Annotated in this window: 17 protein-coding genes; 6 read left to right on the top strand and 11 right to left on the bottom strand. The window is 59.1% G+C overall.

The annotated features are described in order from the left end of the window. Positions 1–170 precede the first annotated feature (170 nt). Both J3U87_RS15735 and rimI read left to right on the top strand, forming a co-directional pair. Positions 171–1,457 (top strand): mechanosensitive ion channel family protein, encoded by a 1,287-nt coding sequence (locus J3U87_RS15735; protein WP_237384007.1) that lies wholly within the window; start codon positions 171–173, stop codon positions 1,455–1,457. Next, positions 1,454–1,870: a ribosomal protein S18-alanine N-acetyltransferase gene (gene rimI / locus J3U87_RS15740; RefSeq protein ID WP_237384008.1), complete on the top strand. Its 417-nt coding sequence runs from the start codon at positions 1,454–1,456 to the stop codon at positions 1,868–1,870. Before J3U87_RS15735 ends, rimI begins: the two co-directional genes overlap by 4 nt. Before the next feature lie 205 nt (positions 1,871–2,075). Here the strand turns inward: rimI and J3U87_RS15745 are convergent, their stop codons facing one another. The 4 genes from J3U87_RS15745 to J3U87_RS15760 form a co-directional block, all read right to left on the bottom strand. Next, positions 2,076–3,476 carry a hypothetical protein gene (locus J3U87_RS15745; RefSeq protein WP_237384009.1) on the bottom strand — a complete coding sequence of 467 codons (1,401 nt, stop codon included), beginning with the start codon at positions 3,474–3,476 and terminating at the stop codon, positions 2,076–2,078. A gap of 418 nt (positions 3,477–3,894) precedes the next feature. After that, a complete protein-coding gene (locus J3U87_RS15750) occupies positions 3,895–4,353 on the bottom strand; it encodes a DUF4150 domain-containing protein (protein ID WP_237384010.1) in 459 nt (152 codons plus the stop codon). Next, positions 4,344–5,375, bottom strand: coding sequence for a DUF2169 family type VI secretion system accessory protein (locus J3U87_RS15755; protein ID WP_237384011.1), 1,032 nt, complete (start codon positions 5,373–5,375; stop codon positions 4,344–4,346). Before J3U87_RS15755 ends, J3U87_RS15750 begins: the two co-directional genes overlap by 10 nt. Before the next feature lie 77 nt (positions 5,376–5,452). Then, complete coding sequence (locus tag J3U87_RS15760) at positions 5,453–7,477, bottom strand: type VI secretion system Vgr family protein (RefSeq protein WP_272932495.1); 2,025 nt, start codon at positions 7,475–7,477, stop codon at positions 5,453–5,455. 408 nt (positions 7,478–7,885) lie between these two features. On the opposite strand from J3U87_RS15760, the gene J3U87_RS15765 reads away from it, so the two are divergent. The 3 genes from J3U87_RS15765 to J3U87_RS15775 all read left to right on the top strand — a co-directional run bounded on the left by J3U87_RS15765 (position 7,886) and on the right by J3U87_RS15775 (position 12,190). Continuing rightward, the gene (locus J3U87_RS15765; RefSeq protein WP_237384013.1) at positions 7,886–8,419 is read left to right on the top strand and encodes a DUF6484 domain-containing protein; all 534 of its coding nucleotides are present in this window, start codon (positions 7,886–7,888) and stop codon (positions 8,417–8,419) included. A gap of 162 nt (positions 8,420–8,581) precedes the next feature. Further along, positions 8,582–9,478 (top strand): hypothetical protein, encoded by an 897-nt coding sequence (locus J3U87_RS15770; RefSeq protein ID WP_237384014.1) that lies wholly within the window; start codon positions 8,582–8,584, stop codon positions 9,476–9,478. A 411-nt stretch (positions 9,479–9,889) separates the two neighbouring features. Then, complete coding sequence (locus J3U87_RS15775) at positions 9,890–12,190, top strand: protein kinase domain-containing protein (protein ID WP_237384015.1); 2,301 nt, start codon at positions 9,890–9,892, stop codon at positions 12,188–12,190. 2 nt (positions 12,191–12,192) lie between these two features. On the opposite strand, the gene J3U87_RS15780 is transcribed toward J3U87_RS15775, so the two are convergent. Continuing rightward, positions 12,193–13,446 carry a hypothetical protein gene (locus tag J3U87_RS15780; RefSeq protein WP_237384016.1) on the bottom strand — a complete coding sequence of 418 codons (1,254 nt, stop codon included), beginning with the start codon at positions 13,444–13,446 and terminating at the stop codon, positions 12,193–12,195. A gap of 5 nt (positions 13,447–13,451) precedes the next feature. Continuing rightward, the gene (locus J3U87_RS15785; protein WP_237384017.1) at positions 13,452–13,748 is read right to left on the bottom strand and encodes a hypothetical protein; all 297 of its coding nucleotides are present in this window, start codon (positions 13,746–13,748) and stop codon (positions 13,452–13,454) included. Positions 13,749–14,329: 581 nt separating this feature from the next. On the opposite strand from J3U87_RS15785, the gene J3U87_RS15790 reads away from it, so the two are divergent. Beyond that, positions 14,330–15,589: an esterase/lipase family protein gene (locus J3U87_RS15790; protein ID WP_237384018.1), complete on the top strand. Its 1,260-nt coding sequence runs from the start codon at positions 14,330–14,332 to the stop codon at positions 15,587–15,589. Positions 15,590–16,226: 637 nt separating this feature from the next. On the opposite strand, the gene J3U87_RS15795 is transcribed toward J3U87_RS15790, so the two are convergent. The 5 genes from J3U87_RS15795 to J3U87_RS15815 form a co-directional block, all read right to left on the bottom strand. Next, complete coding sequence (locus J3U87_RS15795) at positions 16,227–18,059, bottom strand: motility associated factor glycosyltransferase family protein (protein ID WP_237384019.1); 1,833 nt, start codon at positions 18,057–18,059, stop codon at positions 16,227–16,229. Between the two features lie 333 nt (positions 18,060–18,392). Next, positions 18,393–18,752 (bottom strand): PilZ domain-containing protein, encoded by a 360-nt coding sequence (locus J3U87_RS15800; protein WP_237384020.1) that lies wholly within the window; start codon positions 18,750–18,752, stop codon positions 18,393–18,395. A gap of 183 nt (positions 18,753–18,935) precedes the next feature. Beyond that, complete coding sequence (gene rraA / locus J3U87_RS15805) at positions 18,936–19,430, bottom strand: ribonuclease E activity regulator RraA (protein ID WP_237384021.1); 495 nt, start codon at positions 19,428–19,430, stop codon at positions 18,936–18,938. Positions 19,431–19,780: 350 nt separating this feature from the next. After that, the gene (locus J3U87_RS15810) at positions 19,781–21,742 is read right to left on the bottom strand and encodes a penicillin-binding transpeptidase domain-containing protein (RefSeq protein ID WP_237384022.1); all 1,962 of its coding nucleotides are present in this window, start codon (positions 21,740–21,742) and stop codon (positions 19,781–19,783) included. A gap of 22 nt (positions 21,743–21,764) precedes the next feature. Then, complete coding sequence (locus J3U87_RS15815; protein ID WP_237384023.1) at positions 21,765–23,513, bottom strand: FtsW/RodA/SpoVE family cell cycle protein; 1,749 nt, start codon at positions 23,511–23,513, stop codon at positions 21,765–21,767. Positions 23,514–23,626 lie beyond the last annotated feature (113 nt).

Raw genomic sequence — 23,626 nt, forward strand, 5'->3', positions numbered from 1 at the left:
CTCGATCGAGGCCATCCGGAGCGTTGTAAATCCAACGAGATCAAACCTTTTGTCATTTTCAAGCGGTTCGTCGGCAGCGACCCGAGTTCGCATGTTCGCCCGAATGATTGCACCGCCGTCCGATGCCGAGTCCCCTGGGCGGCATCGCCCTTTCCTATTGGAGGCCCCGAATGAACGAGATCGTCAAAAATTGGATTCTCGAGAATATGTTGCCCGCCAACAGCATGTCCCAAGAGCTGGCGCCCTTGCTTTCCCTCTTGTTTCTCGGTCTCGTCGTCTTCGCCCTCGGGTTCATCGCGAACCTGATCGCCAAGCGCTACATCCTGACCTGGCTTTCCTATTTCATCACCCGCACCAAGAACAAATGGGACGACGTCTTCCTCGACCGCAAGGTCTTCAACCGTCTTTCCCACATGGCGCCTGCGGTCGTGATCTACCTCGCGGCCGGCGTCATTTTCCCCGAAGCCGAGGAACACCTCGTCGAATTGCTCATGAAAAAGGGCGCGTTGATCTACATGATCCTGGCGGGCCTGCTGGTCGTCAATTCGTTCTTCAGTGCCGTGTCCGAGATCTACGCCAATTTCGAGGTCTCCAAGAACCGGCCCATCAAGGGGTACATCCAGGCCATCAAGATCATCGTGTACCTGTTCGCGATCATTCTCGTGATCTCCACGCTGATCGATCGCTCGCCGCTGATCCTGCTTTCCGGTCTCGGCGCTTTGACCGCGGTCCTTTTGTTGGTGTTCAAGGACACCATTCTCGGGTTCGTCGCCGGGATCCAGCTTGCCTCCAACAACATGGTCCGTCAGGGCGATTGGATTTCGATGCCCAAGCACGGTGCCGACGGTGATGTGATCGAGGTGACGCTGACCACCATCAAGGTGCAGAATTGGGACAAGACCATCACCTACGTTCCGATCTACAGCATGATCTCCGACTCGTTCGCCAACTGGCGCGGGATGGCGGAATCCGGCGGCCGGCGCATCGTGCGCTCGATCAAGATCGATATGACCTCCATCGCCTTCGTCGACAATGCGGACCTGGCCGAGTTCCGCAAGATCCACCTGTTGAAGGACTACCTCGACGAGAAGGATCGCGAAATCCAGGAATTCAACCGCAAGACGGGCGTAGACACCAGCAATTTGGTCAACGGCCGCCGTCAGACCAACGTGGGCATCTTTCGCGCCTACGCGCTGGCCTATTTGCGCCAACACGCCATGATTCATCAGGAGATGACGTTGCTGGTGCGTCAACTGCAGCCCGAACCCAACGGCCTGCCGATTCAGCTCTATTGCTTCAGCAAGGACCAGCGCTGGGCCTTCTACGAGGACATTCAAAGCGACATCATGGACCACTTGCTGGCCATCGTGCCCCTGTTCGGGTTGCGGGTCTTCCAGCAGCCCACCGGCCAGGACGTGCGAATGCTGGGTTTGACGTCCGCCGCCGATGCGAAATGAAGCTGGTCGAAGGCATCGACGCCGCGGCCTTCGCGGGCGTGGAATCGGCCGCCTTTCGCGATCCCTGGACCTCGGCGGATTTCGGCTCCCAGCCCCACCGGCTCGGGTTGGCGCTTTTCGACGGTGACCGCTGCATCAGCTACGTCTACGGGCAATGTTTGCTGGACGAAGCGGAGATCTTTCGCATCGGCACGCACCCCGAACAGCGTCGTCGGGGTTTGGCCGCACGAATCCTGGCGGCCTTCGTGGACCGCGTCCGTTCGCAGGGCGCATCCTGTGTGTTGTTGGAGGTCTCGAGCGAGAACCGAGGGGCGGTGGCCTTTTACGAGCGCACCGGTTTTCGAGAAGTGGGCCGCCGTCGCGACTACTACGCTTCTGGAGAAGACGCGCTGTTGATGCGTCGAGACATTTGAAGCGTTCGAGTGGGCAGTCGCGGTGTTCGGAGCTTCGCCACTCGATGTTCGAACGGGTTTGTGATGCCCGCGAATTCCTGGTGATGCAAGTCGGATCTAAAAGCTGGCTTTAGGCGGCTTGACGAGATCAGTCCTTGCTCGTTTGCAACGCGGGGCTTCGGTGCGGGTGGCATTGGAAGCGGCGTCACATCGTGCCGGTGGACGATCAGCGTTTCAGGCCGCGGAGGTACCAGGCGCCGGGCTCGAACGGTTCGCCGTGTTTGCCGATCCAGAGTGCGTATTGGTTGAGCGCTTCCTTCTGCTTACGGATCGGCATGTGGATTTCGAAGGGCACATCCGCTTGGTAGCGAATGACCAGTTCGTGATAGACCCACTCGCGAACTTGGTTGGTGAAAGCTTCGCCGCACAGGTTTTCCAGCAGCACCGCCGGGCTGTAGAGTTTTCCGCTGCGGTAGCGTTTGCCGGCTTCGAATTGGCCGCGATGCTCCTTCCACCATTGGGCCCAGCGAGTTTGATCCTGGCTGATGCGTTCCAATTCGCTGCCCGCGACCTCGCCGTCAGGGCGAATGTAGACGCCTTTCTCGCGAAAGCTCTCGAGCTCGTGCTCGAACAACTCTTCCTCGTCGGTTTCCTCGGGTATGAACACCTCTTCGTAGAGCGGCGCCCCCGTGATCAGCCAAAGCGCCAGAGCGGCTTTTTCGGCGACTTCCTCCATGGCCAGATAGGCGATCAGCAGATCGACCGCGGAGATTTCTCCGAGCAAACCGAGCGCGGCGAAACCGTCGGTGCCGGGCATACCCTTGAGTTTGGCGTGTTCGATCAGTCGCTTCGCATCGGTGCGGGATCCCGCGAGGCCGAGTGGCAGCAGGACCCAGGAGGCGGCGGTCACCTTCGGGGCCATGAGGTGGTAGATCTGTTCGTCGCCCAGGCGCAGGCAGGCCAGGGCCGCGTCGTGACGCGTTCGACCGCTGATTTCCTCGTCTTCGGCGGTACACAACTTTTGGAGCCAGCCCCGGGCGCTCGGGTCGATCCCGCGCAGGTAGGACCACAGCACGTCGGCACGGTGGCCCGCTTCGGCCCGGGATGCGACGAGATAAGCGTTGGCGGCGGCCTGGCGGTGATAGCCGAAATAACGGGCCACGACCGGCAAAAATGCGGGGTTCAGGCGTTCGGCCAGTTCCAGCAATCGCTGATCCCATCCGCGTGGGGCCTCGATGGCCAGGGCATGGGCCATCGCGCCGCAAACTTCCGGATCCTCCAGGTCGAGGGGTTCGTCCTCCTCCTCGTCCTCCTCCTCGTCCTTGTCCTCGTTCTCGAACAGCGCCTCGAACAGATCCCAGCGGTTGTGGCGCACCATGATGCGTACCGCTGCGTGGAGTTCGCCGTAGTCGCCCATCAGTGCCTGTTCGGCGCATACCTTCAGGGCCAGGTCACCACCGACGTACAAGCCCTCCAACAGCGGCTCCAGCCGGTTTTCGAAGTCTTCCAATTCGAGCCAACTCAACTCCGGATCGTGCGTCATGCTCAGTCGATGTTCGTAGAGAAAGGAGGCGTCCTCGAGTAATTCCTCAAAAAGCTCGATCTTGAAGGCTTGGTAATCGGTCATGGGCACTCGCAAAAGAGGGGTTGGGTCAAATGAAGGGACGCGCCCGAATCATACCACTTGGTATCGACGAACCGGGCGAGAACCGCACCGATCCTTAGCTACCACAGCAGTTCGACGACCTTGACGGGCACCGTTTGGAAGTGTGACGGCGATGTTCTGGACGGGCGGCGATGCGATCCTGGCGCGGGTTCCGATCGCATCGGCACGGGGCGACACCGTTTTCCGACCCATTTTGGGTTCATCGAGTCCGGAGCCCGAGTGTCGTCGCGCCAGACCGCGCAGGCCGAACCAAAAACCTCGAAACAAGCCGTCGATCGAGGTCTCGGGAACCGGCCTCTCGGCGATGGCGGCCGGAAAAAGCGAGGAGATCATCCTCCATGCCGGGGCCTGGCCATCGCCAGCGGTACGGTCGCGAATGTTATAGGGTTTTGTTGCAGATCAGGCAAACCGGTCGTTCCGGCATGATGATGACGACGATGGGTTGCTGAATCAGCGGGAAAGGCGGCGTGTTCTTCTTGTTGTGGAACATGAGGTCGAAGGCACGACAGACGTTCTTGCCCTCGGCCTTGGTGTCGAACGAGTACGTGACGAAATCGGCCTGGCCCTTGATTTTACTGGAGATGATACCCTTGAGAACGCCCGGTTCATCGCCCACGCTGGTGCTGAATTTCGAAGTCTTCACGCAAATCGGCTTGCCGTCGCACTTCACTTTCTTGGTGCCCTTGGCCGTGTTGGCCGAACGGGCGATGTTGGGATAGGGAATGGGGACCGGACCACCCGGGGTCGGGGTTTTACACACATCCGGAAAACAAAAGGTGACTCCGTTGCTCTTTTTGTGAACCACGGAACGGAAATTGACGCCCACGGTTACGCCCATACGCGTTCTCCTTCGCAATAAAATAAAAGTTCGGTGATGTCCAAGTAGGGACCCACTACCGGAAAGGCCGCGAGGTAGGTCAGACTGTACCATCGAGCCTGGGTATTGACGGTCAGCCGCATCAGGTCCAGCGGGCAGAGGCTGGGATCTTCGCTGTCGCGTGCCAGCCGGCATTGCGGCTTGAATTGCGGAACCGTCAACGCCAGCGGTTCGTTGTCCGCGGTGAAGCCCGTCAGGACGACGGATTGTCCGCCTTCCATGGGAAACGGCATCAATTGGTTGGGGGCGACCGCATCGAAATGTTCGCTACTGAAATCTTCCGGCAGCAGCGGCAGCCGCTCCTTTTGCCAACGTTCGTCGTAGGTGCCGGCGTGATCGACGCGCGGTTGCCAATTGGGCGCGAGGAAGCCGAATCCGGCGGGTTCGGGACGGTCGTCGGGCGATTTCAAGAGTTGGTCGGGATATTCGAATTGGGGAAGAAGGGCCCCTTCGATCGGTTGACGGGAGTATTTGGCGCGAAATCCGGTGCCCACCGGATTGCGGTTCTCCCAATCGTGGTGTTTTTCTTCGTCGTGGCTGCGATCGGTACCGCCGAAGGCCAACTCGTAGCGCAACGGGACGGATTCGAAGGGCTCGGGATCGGTGGGTTTCCAAAACCCGAACGACTTTTTCCAGACCCGTTTACCGAACAGGTGAACGGTCTTTTCCAGATCTCCGAATTGGACGCTCAGGCGGTTTTCGCGACGCAGGCGCGGGTGTGGGTAGGCCTCGCCCACGACGGCGAATTCGGCGTGTCGCTTGTCGAACGCCCAGTCGGCGGCATATTCGACACTCGATTCGCCAGGTTCGCCGTGGTAGGTGTCGGCGAGATGAATCGGCTGTTGCTCCTCGGTCGAAAGCGGGGTCTGTTCTTCGTTCAGGGCGAAGGTCGCTTTCAGGACGAGAACCAAGAGGTCGTGCCCATCTCGATCCGTCATGGCCATGCGGTCCACCTGGAAGGGGGTGTGGTTTTTGATGTCCAAAGTACACCTGCTTCCTTGGGATGACGAAGGTGGCGAACAGGGACGGACGTGGAGTCCAGACCCTGTTCGCAACGGGATCAGTTCAAGGCTATTTTGGAGCCCTTGTTCTTGATGTTGCTGGAACACTTCAGGTTGAACTTCTTGCCGTTGATGGAGACGTCGCCGTTTTTCTTCATGATGAGCTTGGCGCGGCCCACTTTCAGCGTCAATTGGTCCTTGACGTCGATCACCATCTTCTTCTTGCCCTTGATGGTGATGTTGTCGTCACCCTGGAACACCGTGGTCTTGCCGACCATGAAGTTGGCTTTCTTGCCCACATCCAACGTGTAGTTCTTGCCGGAGCTGATGTTGATGTTGTCCGTGATGTCTTCGGTCAGGCTCTTGCGTACGTTCAAGGTGGTGTTCTTGGTGACCGTGGTGGTCATGTTCTTGTTCACCGAGATCTGGTAGTTGCCGCCGACCGATTCCTGATAGTTGGCACCCACGTTTTCCTTGAGGTTGTCGCCGACCTTGATGGTCATGTCCTTGCCGACGCTTTCCGAATGGTACTTCTCGACCGAGATCTTGCGGTCGTTACCGACGGTCAGGGTCTCGTTGTTGACCACCAGGGTTTCCATGTCCTTGTGGGCCCGGATGTGAATGAGTTCCTTGCCGTCCTCGTCGTCGAAGAGGATGTGGTTGTCCTTGATGGTCTTGATGATGTTCTGCCACTTGTTGGCCGGTTTGAGCGGACAACTGTTGAAGTCGTTGTAGACGCGACCGGTGATCAACGGGCGGTCGGGATCGCCGTTGATGAAGCTCACCAGGACCTCGTGACCGACACGCGGGATCCACTGAATGCCGTAATCCTTGCCGGCATAGCCGTTGGAGACCCGTACCCACATGGACGAACGGTCGTTCATCTGGCCGTCACGGTCCCAATGGAACTGGATTTTGGCGCGACCCATGTCGTCCAGATAGACCTTGCTGCCGCCGGGACCCGTCACCACCGCGGTCTGGACCCCGGTGACCTTGGGGCGCGGGGTCTTGCGCATCGGGCGAAAGGCGATGTCGGCGGGAATGGCGGTGAACTGGCACTGATAGAGGCCCTGTTCCATGGAGATCGCGCAGGAGGCGAGAATCCATTTGCGGTTCATGTCGCCGCGGAAGTGCTCGCTCAAGGTGAACGAATACCCCGTTTCGAACGAACGGCAGGTGGTGCGGCCACGGGCGCGTTTGGAGCGACACACCATTTCCTCTTTGCGGAGGGTACTGATTTTCTTGCCGGCACCGGCATCCGGGTAGTTCAGGGTGTGCTCGTAGATCTCGAGCTTCGGGAAACAGGGCACCCCGCCCTCGGTGTCGTCGGCCTTGATCTTGGTTTGCGCGGTCTCGTAGTTGTAGTCGTTGCTGGTGAATTTGCCCGTCCCGATGATTTCCTCGTAGGAAAATTCCTGGACGCGTTCGTCCTTGCCAAAGAACATCCAGTTCGATTTTTCTTCGGAATATTGGGCTTTGGCGTCGGGCTTACAGCCGGGGTGGCCACTGGGATCGTTGGCGAACACCACCTGCTTGGCGTCGTGGTCGAAGAAATAGGTGATCCCTTCGTCCTCCAACAGCCGGGAGACGAACTCGAAATCGGTTTCTTCGTACTGCAGGCAGTATTCCCGTTCGGGCGGCGTACCCTTGATACTCCATTTGAAACTGACACCGGCATCGCCGAGGACTTCGGAAATGATGTCCTTGGCCGTTTTTTTCTGGAAAACCTTGGACCCGTACCGCTGCGTGGTGACCCAGAGCTTGGGCCGAATTTCCACGTCGTAGGTGTAGAACTTCTTGGTGGTGCTGTCCAAATCGCCGAATCGGGTGGTTCCCTGAACGAATCGGGTCACGATGCCGGTGAACTTTCGATCGGCGTCGAGCTTTTCACCGCATTTCAGAACGATTTCGGCATCTTTATAGAGAAAATCTTGGAAGCTGAGAGAAGAGTCTTTGGTCTTGATTTGTACCTGAATTGTATAAAGCTCTGACAGCGCTTGGTTAACATTCATCGAGAGAATAGCTATATCGCTGCCCGGGCTTTTCCATAAGAGATCCGCAACATTGTTTTGAAGTGCGCTCACGAAGCTAACCTCCGGGCTTCATAGTAATAGGATGGGTTTCGGGGAGGAGCAAGGATTAAGCCAATGAGGAAGATAAACGAGTTTTCGAGGTTAAAAAGCCGTTTTTCGTGCGTCAGACGTGATGTGCGTCGCGACGAACCGGCGGAATGAATCGCAGGCCGGCGATCCTATGTTTATAGTAGAAGAACATCGTGGCGGGGAGTTGTTCCGATTCCCGAACATCGTGTTCATGGTCGGCTCGTGCTGGTTTAAACGCGCGTTTCCCAGCGAAGTACATTTGGGTGATCGGCAAGTGGTACGCGCGACACCTTCTGAATTGGCAGGCAATTCCCCTTCGATCATGTTAAAACAGGATGTCGGGAAATCGAAAGTAAATTCCCGATTCCATCGAAATCGAGGGGAGCCGATATGACCGAGACCAAGCAGGGGGAATCCGCCGTCGCACCGACCGAGGTGGCGACGACCGCCTCGGAGCCGCGTGCCGAAGACGCGGCCACCGATACCTTGCTAAATCAGGTGGATCTGAGCCCGGCGCCGCGTTTGGAGGGCATCCTCTTGGGAACGCTTTCCCGTTTCGACGCCTCCGGTGTGCCCTATGTCACCATTCCCAATCTTTCCGGCGAGATCGCGGCCCAGACGACCACCGTTCTCGACAGGGACACCGAGGGCCGCCAGGTGGCGCTCATGTTCGTTCAGGGGTCGGCGGCACAGCCGATCATTCTGGGATTGATTCAAAACCCCTCGGCGCACGTCAAACCGCGCGAAGCCCGGGTCGACGGTAAGAAGATCGTGTTGGAGGCGGCCGACGAAATCGAATTTCGTTGTGGTAAATCCTCCATCAAGATGACGCGCGATGGCAAAGTGATCGTCAAGGGGACGCATTTGGTGAGTCGCTCTTCGGGCGCGAACAAGATCAAGGGTGCCTCGGTGTTGTTGAACTGAACGGAAGGCTTCGGCGGTCCGATGGTTGCAAGATCGGGGAAATGCCTACTTTTCCACAATGTCCCCATGGTTCTGTGTCAGAATTCTCGAAGGCGTGTACGCCCTGTCCCAAGTGGTTGAGACGCGCACACCGCACACCACCCATACGGGCTCCGAAGGCTTATGAAGGTTTCTTCCCATATCAGCGATGCCGAACTGATTTCCACCCGGTCCGCGCCCGTCAATGCCGGACTGGCGCTTACTTTGCGCGTCCAGCAGGGCCGGCGCCTGTTGGATCTCCGGGGTGGGGTGCATCAGCCGATCCATTTCGGGCGCAATTTCCGCAACGAGCCCAACGGCGTCGTGTTCCGCTCCTACTTCAAGAAGGACGCCGATTACCGCTACCGCACGCGGCTCGAGCAAGGGCGAACACTTGGAGAAACCAATTTTTCGCGCGATCACTTTTCGGTGAACCTCGACCCCAGGGCGCGCACCTTCGATTACATACCGAGGGTCGAGAGCGACCGTCGCCTGATCATCGAGCGTCAGGTCTACCCGGGGCGGGTGACGTCCTCGCGCGGGTTCCAACGCGGTCAGCCGCTCTCGGGCTTGAGCGGGCTCAGTTTCGTGGTGCCCGAATTGTGCGTGGACACCCAGCAGAATCGCCTGCCCGATTTGCGCCTGGGTTTCGTGCTGGAACGCCATTGCCAGGACATTTCCGAACACCAGCGGTTGCGTCCCTTTGCGGACAGCAAACGTTGGCTGGATTGGCACAATCAAACCATGACGGTGATTTTGCGGCGCTTGCCTTCTAAGCGTAACGCCAACCGAGCCAAGCTTTCGGCATATCTTTTCACGGCTTGGCACGACTTCTTCGCGACCGATGGCCTGCCTTTTTCGGTGGTGGTCGCCAATCAGAGACTCAACCTGATCGCCTCCGACGCGGGCCTCTCGATCGTGCTCGTCCAGGGAAAAAGTCGGACCGTGCTCAAAGAAGGACAGGCGGCCCCGCTCACCCCGGATTGCACCTACCTTCTCGGCGAGTTGGTGTTGGAAGTTTTGGAAACGCCGGATCCCTGATCTCCCAGGTGCTGGCCATCCAAATACGGAAGGGTGGTGACGCCCAACATGGTTTGGCCGGATGGGCATGATATCGGGGCTCCGATATCATGCGTTGCACCTTGGTAAGGTTTTTATCGCCAGTTAATTAATTGGAGTATGGCGCCTGGCCGTCGCGGCCTTTTCCCCTGGGCCACTCGGCCGACTCCGAGGAGGCGTTTCAAAAAACGCTGTTTCCGGTTGAGCACTAGGTAAGATTCGGGGTTTCGGCTCTTCTCCATCACAGGCGACCCCCCGTTTTCACAGTGTGCGGAACGTTTCCTGCTAGGTCGGCAACATTCAAGGCCCTTCTCCTTTATGCCCTTGCCGCCGTCGTTTCTTTTTCCGGCTCGCGAGCAGCTTTGCCATTCTCGTCGTGGAGGATTGTCCCAGATGACCGACTTCCAGATTCCTCAGCTCCAGTCAGCCGATTCCCGGCATTCCGAAAAGCCAAGCCCGGACCGCTCCGTGAGCGACATCGTGGCCAACAAATACGAAATCGTCGATATCCTTTCCGAGAGTCGCAAAAGCAGCGTCTACGTAGTGCGCCGCGAAGTTCAGGGCACCGTGATTCGCGAGGTGCTCAAGGTCATCCGTTGGGGTGGCGACTCGGCCGATATCGACAAATGGAAAGCGTTGATCGAGGCCCACAAGCGGGCCAACCACTCGAACCTGGTCCCCATCCGCGATTTCGACGGGCTGCCGGGTGGTGACGAAATCTTCGTCACCATGGAGCTGATGACGGAGGGCACCTGGGCCGAGCGCCTGAAGGCCGCGCGTTCCCAGGGCAATTGGTTGGATCCGCTCGAAGTGCTGCGCCACATGCGGGGCATCGCCGATGCGCTCGAAGCCCTGCACCGCGAGAACATCATCCACCAGGACATCAAGCCGGAAAATACCTTCGTCTGCGCCAAATACGGCGCCAAATTGGGCGATTTCGACCTGGCCATCTATCGCGACGGCGATGCCGAGACCCATCACGGCCGCTTTGGCGGGACCGTGCCCTATATGTCGCCCGAACAAAAGAAAAAATGGTTTCTCGGCGAGGATGTGACCCTGACCTTTTCCACCGATGTCTATTCCTTCGCCACCATGCTCTACCACCTTCTGACCGGTTCGTTTCCCTCGCCCAAATCGCCTCCGATCGGTGAGTTCATCCGCGATCCGCTGCTGACCGAACAGCTCGAGGCCTTCCTCGGTCGCTGCTGGGAAGAGGATCCCGCCGATCGATTTGCCGATGGTGCCGATATGGCCAGCGCCTATCGCCGCCTGCTGCGGCCCTCGATGAATGGTGGCAGCGACCCGGAATCGGTGTATCGCGAGATCTTCAGGATGGCCCTGGATCGGTATGGACAGGTCGACCAGGCCAAACGCACCTATCTCCGCTCGAAACAGGTCGAGTTGGGACTGAGCGACTTTCAGGTACGGCGCATCGAGGATGCGGAGCAGATCTGCAAGAGTTCGGATGATTTCGAGGCCGACCTTTCCGAAGAAAAGCCGACCGTCAAAATGCCCGTGGCCCGATCCGGTCGTCGTCGTTGGCCCTGGCTGGTCGCGGCGGCCCTGGCGAGCACCTCCGTTTTCGGCCTCTACACGGCGCTGCCCGAGTACGGCCCGGTTTCTCGGGCGGCCCTGCGCCAACAACTGGGGTTGGAACGAGAGCGACTCGAGCTGCGCGACAGCTTCGAGACCACCTCGCACGATGGCGACGTGGCCCAAATGGAATTGGTCAAATCCGAGTACGAACAGCAGTGGCCGTCGGACGGATCCACCCTGTCGGCCATGCGCGACAAGATCATGAAGGAAAAGAAACGCCAGGACGAGATTCGCGCCGAACAGCGGCTTTTCGAACGCGCGGTCGCCGATCGCAACCCCGAGTTGGCGGAACTTTCGGTTCGTCGCTTGAAGGAACTGGGTCAGGCGGTGACCGGAAAAGAAGCCATCTTGAATCTGCTTCGCGAGAGTCTGAACGCCAAGAAGGTCACGCCCAAACCGGTGTCGACTCAAAGCAAGGCCGTCGACCGAAAGCCCGAGAAAGCTGCCACAAAACCGCCCGCGACCACCGGCGAACCCAAGCCGCGGGCCACGAAAACCAAGACCCTGGCCAGCGCCGTTCAAACGGTTTCGACGACCGCCGATGTCCAGAAAATCACCCAGTCAAAGCCGAAATCCATAAAACCGAAGGAGATCCACGAGGTAGCCGACACGGCAGCTTCGGCTGTGAACCGCGGTTCCTATCAAGGGAAGAAACCGCGTCTCAGTGCGCAGGTGATTCAGCAGCGCGAGATCGATCGGGCCCGTCGCGCCTTTTTCGTGGGGATCGAGGAAACTCGATTGAATACCGTACGCGAATACTGGGTCACGCTCAAACTCCATAACGCCCAGAGCGTTATCGAAATGCGCAAGATTTGCGAGGTGGGCGATCACCTCTACAACAGTGGTTTTTATGACCGGGCGCAGGAATGGTATGCCCTATTGTCGGAGGAACGTTACGCCCCCGCCTTCTTTCGCATGGGTCTGATCGCCTATCGTCGTGAGGACTGGCCGCTGGCGGACAATCACTTCCAACAGGCACTCACCCTGGGTCACGAAAAGGCGGCCAGCTACCTCGAATCGGTGGAACGGCACCGCCTGGGAAACCCGTGGGAAAACCCTTATGAAACCACCGCCGGGGCCCTGCCGGACGGTCTCTGACGTCAGGCCAGGCGAAAGGCGGCGAAGGCGTCTTCGAACTCGGATTGTGCCCGCGGCAGCAGCTCTCGTGCTGCCGCGATGATGTTGTGTTCGTCTTTGGCGGTCAGCAGGTGCGCCACGAATGCCGCGGCACATCGACATGCCTTTTCGTGGTTGACCGCGGTCGGCTTCGAAAGGGCTTCGTTGATGGCATCCAGGGTTTCGAATTCTCCGGGTACCGCTTTTTCGAAACTCGCTTCGGTCAGGTAGTAGGCCAGCCCCTCGTCCAGCCAACGGGGTGGCGGCTCGTGGTCCAAGGCCTTGGTCAAGGATGCGTTCAGGAAGTGGATCAATTCGTGTTTGACCGTGGCCTGCAGTTGTTCCGAGGCATCGTTGTCCTGAAAGAAATCGCGATTGATGAAGATCGTGTCGCCGTTGAAGAATCCGCGCGCGTGGGGGTGGTGGGGCGTGTTCCAGGTGTCCAGCCGAACCGGGACCGCCTCCGGGAACGGGGCGTAATCGCGCAGTTGCTGCTTGGCACGCAACAGGGCGTTCTTGCAGAGGTGAACCAGGCTGTTGGCGGTATCGGCCGGGTACGCGAGCGTGAACGGCGGAAAGGTGAGGTGGTGGATGTCGCTGGGATTCAGGGTGCTCAGCAGTGATTGCTGGTAGAGGGCGGAAAGGTGCCGATAGCGGCGCTGCCGATCGCGGTAGGTGTATTCCCATTGCTTGATGGCTGCGGATCCTGGAAACCGGGAGCGCACCAGGTGGAGCAGCCGTTCGACCCAGGCGTGCTCACCCAGTTGGGCGAACGCCGATAGCGCGGCCAGGAAATGGGTGGGATTGGTGTCCGGCGCGTGAATCGCCTTCTCGAAATAGATGCCGGCTTGGAGGGGCTTGTTCTGGATTTGGTAGTAAAAGGCCAGCAGCCTCGCTCGATCCGCGCACACCGGCAGGTAGCGATCGCAAAACTCCAGTTCCTCCGCGTAGGCGGGGCTCAAGTCGTGTGGATCTCGCTGGAAACGGCGCACGCTTTCGCTGGTTTCGTAGCGCAACCCCATGCCCAGAATCACGGCCTTGGATCCGGGCTTCAAAAAGACGATCTGTTCCTGATTGCCGGTGCCCCGGGCGGTCAGGTTGCCGCGTTTGCCGTTCCAACTGAAGCGAAGCGGCACGCCGGGAAACAATTCCTCATGCACCAGATCCCGCCGCAACATGGCCGCCAAAAGGGGCCCGCTTTGGCGTTGCAGGGTCAGAAATCCTTCCGTTCGTGTCATGTCCGCTAAAACCCGCCAGTCACATAAGTCTTCTTTTGATCCGTTTCCAGGAGCCGTAGTTCGGGACGATAGGGGCCGTCTTTGTGCGGGATCTTCTCGGCAAGTTCGCGACCCAGTTGCTCGAGCAGTTGTTCCTTGAACGGCGACCAGTGTGCGAAATCGCGCGCAACCAGGTGGATCTCCACGTAGCGGAAATAGACCTGACGGTGCATCAATACCTGGGCGTTCTTCTTGACCTGTCGAATAACCAACTCTCCGAGTTCCGCCACGCTGATCGGTTTCTTGGAAAATCGGCCGAACATGAGCCCTCCGCTCACTTCCATCGAGTACCTGAGGCTGTGGTCTCCATCCTACCGCAAATCAAAGAGCCTGTCAGCAGTCCCCCGAGTGCCAACCCCTTGAAACAAGGGTTGATGAGCTGGAATCGAAAGGTTGTGACAGCCAGCTCGCGCCGATGCCGATCGTTCCCCGAACGGCGTCGCTTCTCTGGAGATGGCGAAAGCGGCGGGGTGGGAGAACATTGGCGAGAGCGTCCGTTTCGGGTCGTGTTCCCGATGATCCGTGGCATCGAAGCCGCGTTCCAATCGAAGCGAGACGAGAACTGTCGATTTTTTTACCTGATCTTTTCCTGTAGTTCAACCCTCTGGAAACAAAGCTTCTGGAAGCTGTTTGCGGGGCGTCCGGCGTCCTGGGTGTAAAGGTCGGGTCAATAAAAAATGAACTTTTATTCAGGAAAAGCTTGAAACTCCTTCCTCTTTGCGTTAATTTGCTGCGCTAAGACATAACTTTCTTAATCTTTAATATTTTTCAGATCGATATCGCTCTGTTTGCAAATGATATCGAAATGACGTTCTGCGGCATTGTTGAGGAGATTATGATGCGAATGAACATTTTTATAGCGTTTTTCTGCGCTGCGGCATTTGTGGTGCCTTCATCCTCGAGCGCCATGGACGCCGGGGTTTCCGTTTCCACCAAAACCGGCAACGATCACCCCATCGTGCTCGTCCACGGGTTCATCGGCTGGGGGCGCGATGAATTGCTCGGCTTCAAGTACTGGGGCGGTTTCCACGATTGGCAGGAGGAACTCGAGGACCGCGGCCACCAGGTGCACACGGTCGCCGTGGGTCCGGTTTCCTCCAACTGGGATCGCGCCTGTGAGATGTACGCCCAACTGGTCGGAGGTCGTGTGGATTACGGCGCCCATCATGCCTGGGTCCACGGTCACGATCGTTTTGGAAGGGACTATGGCCGGGGCCTATTCGAGGATTGGGGCGATCTCGACCAGGCGGGGCATCCCCGCAAGATCCATATTCTGGCCCACAGCCAGGGCGGCCAGACCGCGCGTATCCTGATTCACCTGCTCAAGTATGGTGCGGGTGAAGAGATCGACGAGGAAACGGCGAACAACTCGCTGTTTCACGGTGGCAGGGACAATTGGGTCGACAGCCTGACTACCTTGTCGGCACCCCATGACGGCACTTCCCTGGCCACCGGCGTGAACACCTTCCTGCCCTTCGCCAAGAATTTGATCGCGGTGATCGCCGCCATGAGCGGCCTGGCCAACGACGCCCTGCTCTACGATTTCAAGCTGGACCAGTGGGGGTTGCGTCGTGAAGACGGGGAACCCTTCAAGGATTACTGCGATCGGGTCTGGGCCAGTTCGGTGTGGGATCCGGACGTCAAGGACATCAGTGCCTGGGACCTGAGTCCCGATGGCGCCAAGGAGATCAACGAGCGGTACGAGACGGTCGACGAGGTGTATTACTTTTCCTATGCCACGGAGGCGACCTTCCGCGGATTTTTCACCGGCCATCACTACCCCGAACTGACGATGTTCCTGCCGTTTCACGCGTTCGGCCTGTTCATGGGGGCCTATCGACGCGGTGGTAACGCCTACGAAGTGGAGATAACCAGTGCCTGGTTCCGCAACGACGGTATCGTCAACACCATTTCCATGGACGGCCCGACCCTGGGCCACGATGCGGTGATTCGCGGTTGGGACGGAACGCCCCGTCGCGGCCAATGGACCTACCTCGGGTTGCTGGAGTCATGGGACCACTTCGACGTGATCGGTACCGGTGAACGCCCGGCTCGCGGCTTCGTGCGCGACCTGGCCGGCTTTCTGAACGCGTTGCCGCAATAACGGTCAGCCGACGGGCTGACCGTTATTTCCGAACTCGGCTGGTAGCACGACTCTTTTGGGATGTGGGTTTTGCACCGAGGGCCCGAAAGCTGTCGATGCGAACGGATTTGAAGTACCCGTGCGTGCACAAGTGGCGTAAGGCCTGTAGGTTGAGCAGCCTGCTCAACCAATCGAAGTGATTGGGTTTTGACTTGTCGCAGTGCTCGAGAGGGTCGTGTTCTCTGCTTTTCCCGACTCGAACAATCGATTGCTTCGCTCTTGGGCACAAAGATCAACGGAAGCAGACGTCGCTTCGATTGGTGGAACAAGCTGTTCCACCTACAGGCACGACGACTCTCTTGGTATGGGGGAACTCCGAGGCTGGATAGCTTCGAAAAGTCGGGCCAGCGGCCCAACCTACTGCGACGACGACTCTCTTGGTATGGGGGAACTCCGAGGCTGGATAGCTTCGAAAAGTCGGGCCAGCGGCCCAACCTACTGCGACGACGACTCTCTTGGTATGAGGGAACTCCGAGCTTGGATAGCTTCGAAAAGTCGGGCCAGCGACCTTTCCGGCGCCTCACGCTGTTTCTCAATGTCCTATGTGGATTCTTCGCCGATCGGCTTCGGATAGGGCTGGTCAGGCCCGGCTCGCTTGTCAGACAGGGGCGTCGGCGAAGACTTCGGTTCTCAGCTTTTCGATCTTGGCTTTCAGCATGTCGTAAAACTTCTGGAATTCGTCCAGATCCGCCTGGAGCTGCCTCTGCCACGAGCCGAAGTCGTGGTTCTGAGCGCCCCGCGTCTGCATGGCCTTGTGAATCTGCTTCAGGTAGTCCAACTCCGACTGGAAAAAGAACTCGAGCCCTTGGTGGTTCGCGTGGGCCTCCTGGAGCGCCTGGTTCAATTGATCCAGCTTGGGCAATTTGCGTTGCAGTGCGGCCACGTCCTTCGGTTTCTTGATGCGGCGAAGCCGCTTGTTGAAATCCGTGCGAAGGCTTTGGAAGCGTCCCTTCAGTGCTTCGAGGTTGGACAACACCGCCAGGAGCTGTCCGATTTCGGTTCGGATCGATTCGGAGAGCTCAGGGCCCGCGTCTCGCTCCGCCACGGCCCGAACCCGTTCCGCCACGTCGAGGGGCCGGGTGAAAAAGCGGTGGCAGGCCTCGCGAAATCGAATCGGCTGGAAATAGGGCAGCGCCAGCCCGGTGCCGGTCGCATTGTACAGTTCGAGATCGGGAAACTGTTTCTGGAGTTGGGGAACCGCATCCTGGAACCAGTAGGCGGTGAGCAGGTAATGATCCAGGGTCTGAACCCTTCCGCCGAAAAAACCGGGAGCGTAACGGACTTTGTTCCCGCTGAAGCGATAGGCCGCGTTGTGGTGCCCGTCCGCGTAGATGTGTTCTCCCTTCAAGGCCAGGTCCTGGCCCAGAAGTACGATGGGGCTGCACCCGGCCAGAGCCGCCATGAAAAACCCAATCGACGAAACCGAACCACTGGTTGCGGCGATCTGTTTGCGCAGCGCTGGGAGACGCAGGTTCAGCCAGCGCGTCACCGGATTGAATCTGCTCTGGAAGACGAAGGTTTGACGATGAGGAAATTGGAAATAACCCTTTTCGGTCTGTTCGGCCAAGAGGAAATCGGTCTCGTCGAGGTTGGTACAGTCGTCGATGAAATCGATGAAATCCTGAGCCTCGATATGGACCAGGAAGTGAGGCCGGATGCCGTTGCGCTCCAGGAGGTGGGCGGTACGCGCGATGGCGAAGATGACGACACGGTCCTGATGGAGGCGCAAGGTATCCAAGTGCTTTTCCAGCGATGGACCCGCCGAAATGACTACGGCCGGCATGCCCTTCAGGGTGTTCAGAAGCCGTTCCGCATCGGTGGCCCTGGAACTGAAGGGCAGTGATTGCACGGTGCTGCGCCAGGTACCCGCGACGGCCTCGTCGAACAGGCCCTTGTGGAAACGGCGTTTTTCGTGGGCCTTGTTGTAAGCCGCCGCAAAGGCTTGGAAGTGTTGGGGAAAAAAGGCTTGATGCTGTGGCGCCGCGAACGCAGAAACGGTGACGCCCGGCTGGAGGTAGCGGCCCATGGCCGAATCGAAGCGATGAATGTCGCTGAATAGGAGGGTACCGCGGCTGGGGAGCAGGGTGTCGAGTCGCCGGGTCTCGAAGGCGCAACGGAGCACGCCGGGATCGGGTTCGAAGACCAGGGTGGTGCCACCCTGGCCCGGCTGATCGGCCTCCAGGAAGTAACCCAGGCCGAATCCGAAGTGCAGGTGGAGTTCTCGCGGTTGCAGGTCGAGGAGCCGCTTCGCTTCCGCCGCGGGATCGCGCGGATCGTGAAGGAATTGTTTGCCTCGTTGCAGGGTGGGATGGCCCGAAGGGGTGTCGGCCCGTGTGAAGTGGGCGGAAGGGGCGGCGTCGATTTCGGCGAGGAGTTGGGGATCGTAGGATGCTAGAAAGGCCCTGTTGATGGAGGCGATATCCGTGGTCATGCGGCTCCTTCGTCGAGCCAAGTCGCTGCTGGGGCACGGCACGATTTGGCTCCAACGCGGGTTGGAAAAGGGAATGGAGCCATTCTATCACCGAAAGCGATAGGGCCGGTCAGGTAGGAGCGGTAAGGTAGGACCGGTGAGGTAGGTCCGCAGGGACAGGGACACCCTGGCGGGATCGGGCAGGTCGATCCCAACCGATCGGACGACGCAATCCGATCCCTCCCTCGTCGACGCTTCGCGGGAGTTCAGCTCGGCACGGAACGGGTGATCACCGTTCCGCCGGTCGATGGTCGACCGGCCAGGATGGTGCGATGTGGAGATCTAAGTGGAATCTCAGTATTTGGAATGATCGAAACCCAATTCGTCGATCACGTGACGAATGGCGCTCAACTGGTCCTTCGAAGTACCGATCAACTTGAAACCGGTGTCGAATATTTCTTCATTGGGACCCTGGCGGCTCCAAATACTTTGCGCTTGAAATGAAAAGTTCTCACCATACTCGCCGGAACCGGGCAACGTGACCTGAAGCTGGAATACTTCGCCGACCTCGATCGGCTGATTGCTCATGAGCATGATCCCGCCCTCTGAGATGTCGACGATATAACCCAGCAGTTGATTGCTGTCCAAGTCGACGACCGTCAAATAGAAAATCAAATGTCGTCGCTCGACGATACGCCGGTTGCTCGTGATCATTGGTCACTCCTTCTTCCCTTCCAAACAAGGTGTTCTCGGTTCAATCGGTTCCACTGAAAACGCGAAGGCTTCAATCTAAGGCAAAATGGCACGTGTGAAGCGTTCTTCTACGATGGGCGGATACGGTGATAACGGACAACATAGTGCATGCCGAGGACCACTGCCACTCATGGGGTGCATTCCTCAAGAATCTCTCGGCAAGGAAAGAGCTCGGGGCGCGACCACGATACCGTTCGAGTCGGCATACAGAAAAGCGCCGGGTTGAAATCGAACACCGCCGAACGTGACGGGCACGTTCAGCTCACCGATTCCCTTTTTTTCGGTTTTGCGGGGATGCGCGGCAAGAGCCTGAACACCCAGATGAATGCTGGCGACTTCGGCCACATCGCGAATGCAGCCGAACACCACGACACCCTCCCATCGATTGTCGGCGGCCATGGCTGCCAAGCGGTCGCCCAACAGGGCACACCGTTGCGAGCCACCGCCATCGACGACCAGGACCTTACCCTGACCCACGTCGGCCAACGCCGTTCGAACGAGCGAATTGTCCTCGTGGCATTTGACCGTGACAATTTGGCCGCCGAAAGAGGTTCGGCCGCCAAAGCTGCGGAAGATCGGATCTACCACGTCGGTGGTGTCTGGATAAGAATCACATAGATCGGGTGTGACGATGTCCAATAGGAGCCTCCGGGAAGGCTGGGAAGTGAAAGGTTCTCCTATTATGCGCTTCTGAGCGGCAATCGCCAACCGTGAATGTTCAAAATGTGTAGGGGGACACCAACCATGCGATGTGATGTATTTACGCCGTAAGATCTATTTGCTGGATTTACCTGGATCTCGCCCGTTCTGGCGGACCAAGGGAAAAAGGCCGATGGGCCCCAAGGGATCGGCCAAAAACGTGTATTTGGCTTCGAACGAGAATCGGTTCCGGTACTCCCGTCACGCTTGGTGACGATTTTGTTCAAAATCCAGAATTGTGACAAGTGAAGGCCTTCCGGGCCTTCGACCGTCGGCCGCGAGGCCTCCCTTCAAAAGTCCGCCTGCTCGGGTGGGGTCTCCAGCGATTGCAGGGCGCCGGCCATGGCCTTCATGGCGATCGGCATGGCGTAGGTGCTACCGTAACCGGCGTACTCGACGACCACCGCGACCGCGACCTTGGGGTTGTCGGCCGGTGCGTAGCCGATGTACCAGGAATGCGCGGGCTTCTTTTTTTGGCCGTGCTCGGCGGTACCGGTCTTGCCCGCACTGGGGACTAATTGTTCGCGCGGTAACTGGTTGCGTCTGGCGATGACGTAGACGATCCCGGCCTCCGTTTCCTCGCGGTAGATCTGCTCACCGGCGTATCCGGTTCCTCCGGATCGGTTCATGGTGGCCCAGGCCGCTTGGCGCAGTTTGGTCGCGTCGTCCGTCGCGATGATGCGGCGCGTCTTTCCCGTCGGCAAGGATTCGAACGGTCGCGTGTTCTCTTCTTCTCTGGCAAGTGCTCCTTCGCGTCGTCCCTGAATCATCGTGGGATTGATCCAGACCCCGTCTTGGGCGATGGTGGCCATCACGCCGGCCATGTGCAGCGCGTGACTCTTGATCTGGTTCTGGCCGATCGAGAATTGAGCCACCAGCCGCTGGTCACCGCGTTTCCGGAAGCGGAATCTCTGGCCACCGCGATAGGCGACCGGTGCGACCGCGGTCCAGGGTTTGGCATCTTCGACGTTGGCGAGCAGTTCGATCGGTCGATTGAAGCCGAAGCGCTCGGCCGTTTCCTTGGTGCGCTGGCCCAAAAGCACACCCTTCTCCGCAAAGTAGGTGTTCGACGAATAGGCATAGGCGCTGATCAGGTCGATGGGGTGTTTGCGGACCTTGTTGCGGTTGTTGCGAATCTTGAGGAACTCCGCTTTTTCCCGCACGCGAAAGGGGCCCACCATCTCTTTGTGTTCCAGCATCGAGGCCGCCACCACGGTTTTGTAGGTGGAGCCGGGAAAATAGAGTTCGTCCCAGCACCGATTCAGCAGGGGGCGGTCGGGATCGCGCATCAGCTCGTCCATCTTGGCGCGCCATTCGGCCGGGTTGGGGGCGTTGCTGCTCACCGCGGCCAAAATGCGGCCCGTGCCCACTTCGAGCACCACCGCCGCGCCGGCCTTGCGACCCTTGGGAAAGTCGAAGGCGTTGTACAGCGTCTCCGACAGGGGCCCGTCGATGCTGAGTTGGAGATCGTCTCCGCGGCGATCGCGACCGTAGAGGCCGAGCATGTCGTGCAACCCGCGATCGGGTTTGGGCGAGAGGGCTTCGTCCATGCGGGCCTCCAAGCCGAATCGATTGGGCAGGCCGACGATGTGGAAGACGCCCGGACTGGCGTTTTGGTAATCGCGGCGGCCTCGGGACCATCCGACGATTTCGCGGTCGTGGCGGTCGTAGATCGAGCCGCGCGGCAGGACTCGGGTGACCGAGAATACGTTGGTTTCGCGGAAGTAGAAGTCGTCGGCCCGTACCTGGCCGTCCTCACCGAGGCGGAAGCGGTGAACGTTGTGGGCGGCGGTGAGGAAATGTCGCCCGAAGGTGGTTTTGAGCGCACGCTTGTGGAAGGCCTCGCCGTCGATGTAGGCCTTTCCGCGATCGTCGATGTGGACCACGCCCATGGCGCGCAGCCGATTCCACTGGCCTTTGAAGGGGCTCGATTCGTCCGCGGGCGATTCTCCGGTCGCGAGCCGTCGCTCGGCTTCGGCCACCATGCGGCCCAGGTTGTAGTTCGTTTTGACGTAGGCGTAGAACCGCTCCCAATCGGCGCGCACCCCGCCGGCACCGTCGTCCGTCAGCAGGCTTTCTTCGCAGAAAATCTTGAAGTTCTGTTGGTGTTCGAAATCCTCGATGTAACTCTTGGCGTAGGGGTCGGACACACTGTTGCGAAAGGCCCCGCCCATCAGGACGACCGTGACTCCGACGACCGCCGCCACCGGGATCATCCAGTAGTAACCACTGAGGTCTACCGACTTCTTCATGATCTTCTCTCCTTTTTCCGGCTCAGGGCATGCGCGTCGGCGAGGTGGGGATCCAGGTTTCGCGTTTCAGGTGCGGATCCGCGGTGGCGCTCGTGAATGACATGGATTTCAGCGCGGGCGACTCGGTCGGGATTTCGCTGGGGAACAAGGGGATCGGGCTGCTGGTCGCCTGAGCGGGTTGCGAGGTGGCGACCCCATGGCGTTCCTCGACCGTGGCTTTGCGGGTGTGGCGTGCGACCAACCCCATGACCAGGCCCAGCACGCCTAGATTGACCACCAGGCTCGAACCGCCGGCGGAGACGAACGGCAGCGTCAGGCCGGAAAGCGGAAACAGGTTGAGGTTGCCGGCCACGATCACCGCCTGCTGGACGAACAGCACCATGACCAGGCCCATGAGATAGGTGGCGTCGCGCCGGCTCGCCACCGAGAGGAAGCGTGCCAACTGGAAGCCCCGCAGTGTCAGCGCCAGGAAAGCGAGCAACAGGACCGAAGCGCCGATCCAGCCCTTTTCTGCCAGAATCGCGGTGAAGATGTAGTCCGACTCGATGACCGGCACCTTGAAGGCTTTACTGAGTCCGGGTGCGGTGCCCCACAAATCGCCGGACGCCTGGGTCCAAAGGGCGTAGGTCATTTGGCTGGAGTAGCTGAGCGGATCGACGAAATCCATGATGCGGTGGTAGACCATCGAGGGCCAGCGGGTCAGGAAGGCGAGTGTCACGATGCCGCCGATGCCCAGGCCCGCGCCCATGAGAATGTCCAGCCGGCCGCTGACGGTGACGAACATCCACATGCACACCATGACCAGGACCATGATGGGTCCCAAGTCTTTTTGCAGCAGTAGAATCACGAAGAGGCTCAGACACAGGGCGCCGAGCGAGACGAGGGACGAGATGCGGTTGCTCTTTTGAAACAGGTGGGCTTTCTTTTCCAGAAAGGTCGCGACCACGAACACGAACAGGATCTTGGAAATCTCGATCGGCTGGAGGGTCACCGGTCCCAAGCGATACCAGAGCTTGCGGCCCCCGGAGAGGGCGGTGCCGAACAGGAAGGTCCCGGCAATCAGGGCGAGGGTGACCATCAGGATGATGTAGGGATAGCGTTCGGCGAAGCTCATCAGGCGTTCGCGGAAGGGGGGACAGATCAAGACCGCGAACACCAGGCTGCCGATGACGAAGAACAGCGTCTGGTTCCAGCCCAGGGCCGCGGTTTTCATGCGGTCGGGCCCCAATCGCACCAGCATCACCAAACCCGTGAAAACCAAGTGGCATACCAGCGGTAACATGATTTCGTCCACGTCCGCCCAACGCTTCTTGAAACTGTAGAGCAGGGCCGCCCCCAGCCCGCCGGTCAACCACACCACGACCAGGAACCAGCGAAACTGGCCCACGTGGCTGAAGGTCCCGTGGAATGACTGGAGATTGGGTTGCCCGTACAGGTAGGGGTCGCGGATGGCGAAGCCCATGGGCACCATGACGATCAGCCAGACGCCGAACAGCGCCCAGACGGCGAGCAGGTAGCGACGCTCGAACGTATCGGCCGAGGTTTTGCCCGGTCGAAAGGCGCGGTGAAGCAGGGCCAGAATCAACAGCAGCTCGCAGGTCTGAACCACGGTTCTCAAAAGGAACGGTTGATTTTCTGGTGCAAGCATCAACAAGACGAACCGAAGGACTTCCCAAAGAACATAAAGGGTGATTCCCAAAAAAACGGCGCGGCCCCAGCGCCCGCCTCTCTCCGTGATCTGATGGGCAAGAAAATCCCTGAAGGCACTCATCTTCGCTCCCCTCGAATTGGCACGCTGTGAATGTATGAATGGCGTGGATGCAACTAGGAGAGACACAAAGTGCCGCTACCTTTCAAGCGGGTGGCATATCCGTGATCGGTGCC

The sequence above is a fragment of the Sulfidibacter corallicola genome (assembly GCF_017498545.1).
Lineage (GTDB): Bacteria > Acidobacteriota > Holophagae > Acanthopleuribacterales > Acanthopleuribacteraceae > Sulfidibacter > Sulfidibacter corallicola.

Coding starts and splice junctions, on each gene's coding strand:
- J3U87_RS15735 (WP_237384007.1), top strand. CDS start 171: ATGAACGAGATCGTCAAAAATTGGATTCTCGAGAATATGTTGCCCGCC.
- rimI (WP_237384008.1), top strand. CDS start 1,454: ATGAAGCTGGTCGAAGGCATCGACGCCGCGGCCTTCGCGGGCGTGGAA.
- J3U87_RS15745 (WP_237384009.1), bottom strand. CDS start 3,476: ATGACCGATTACCAAGCCTTCAAGATCGAGCTTTTTGAGGAATTACTC.
- J3U87_RS15750 (WP_237384010.1), bottom strand. CDS start 4,353: ATGGGCGTAACCGTGGGCGTCAATTTCCGTTCCGTGGTTCACAAAAAG.
- J3U87_RS15765 (WP_237384013.1), top strand. CDS start 7,886: ATGACCGAGACCAAGCAGGGGGAATCCGCCGTCGCACCGACCGAGGTG.
- J3U87_RS15770 (WP_237384014.1), top strand. CDS start 8,582: ATGAAGGTTTCTTCCCATATCAGCGATGCCGAACTGATTTCCACCCGG.
- J3U87_RS15775 (WP_237384015.1), top strand. CDS start 9,890: ATGACCGACTTCCAGATTCCTCAGCTCCAGTCAGCCGATTCCCGGCAT.
- J3U87_RS15780 (WP_237384016.1), bottom strand. CDS start 13,446: ATGACACGAACGGAAGGATTTCTGACCCTGCAACGCCAAAGCGGGCCC.
- J3U87_RS15785 (WP_237384017.1), bottom strand. CDS start 13,748: ATGTTCGGCCGATTTTCCAAGAAACCGATCAGCGTGGCGGAACTCGGA.
- J3U87_RS15790 (WP_237384018.1), top strand. CDS start 14,330: ATGAACATTTTTATAGCGTTTTTCTGCGCTGCGGCATTTGTGGTGCCT.
- J3U87_RS15795 (WP_237384019.1), bottom strand. CDS start 18,059: ATGACCACGGATATCGCCTCCATCAACAGGGCCTTTCTAGCATCCTAC.
- J3U87_RS15800 (WP_237384020.1), bottom strand. CDS start 18,752: ATGATCACGAGCAACCGGCGTATCGTCGAGCGACGACATTTGATTTTC.
- J3U87_RS15810 (WP_237384022.1), bottom strand. CDS start 21,742: ATGAAGAAGTCGGTAGACCTCAGTGGTTACTACTGGATGATCCCGGTG.
- J3U87_RS15815 (WP_237384023.1), bottom strand. CDS start 23,513: ATGAGTGCCTTCAGGGATTTTCTTGCCCATCAGATCACGGAGAGAGGC.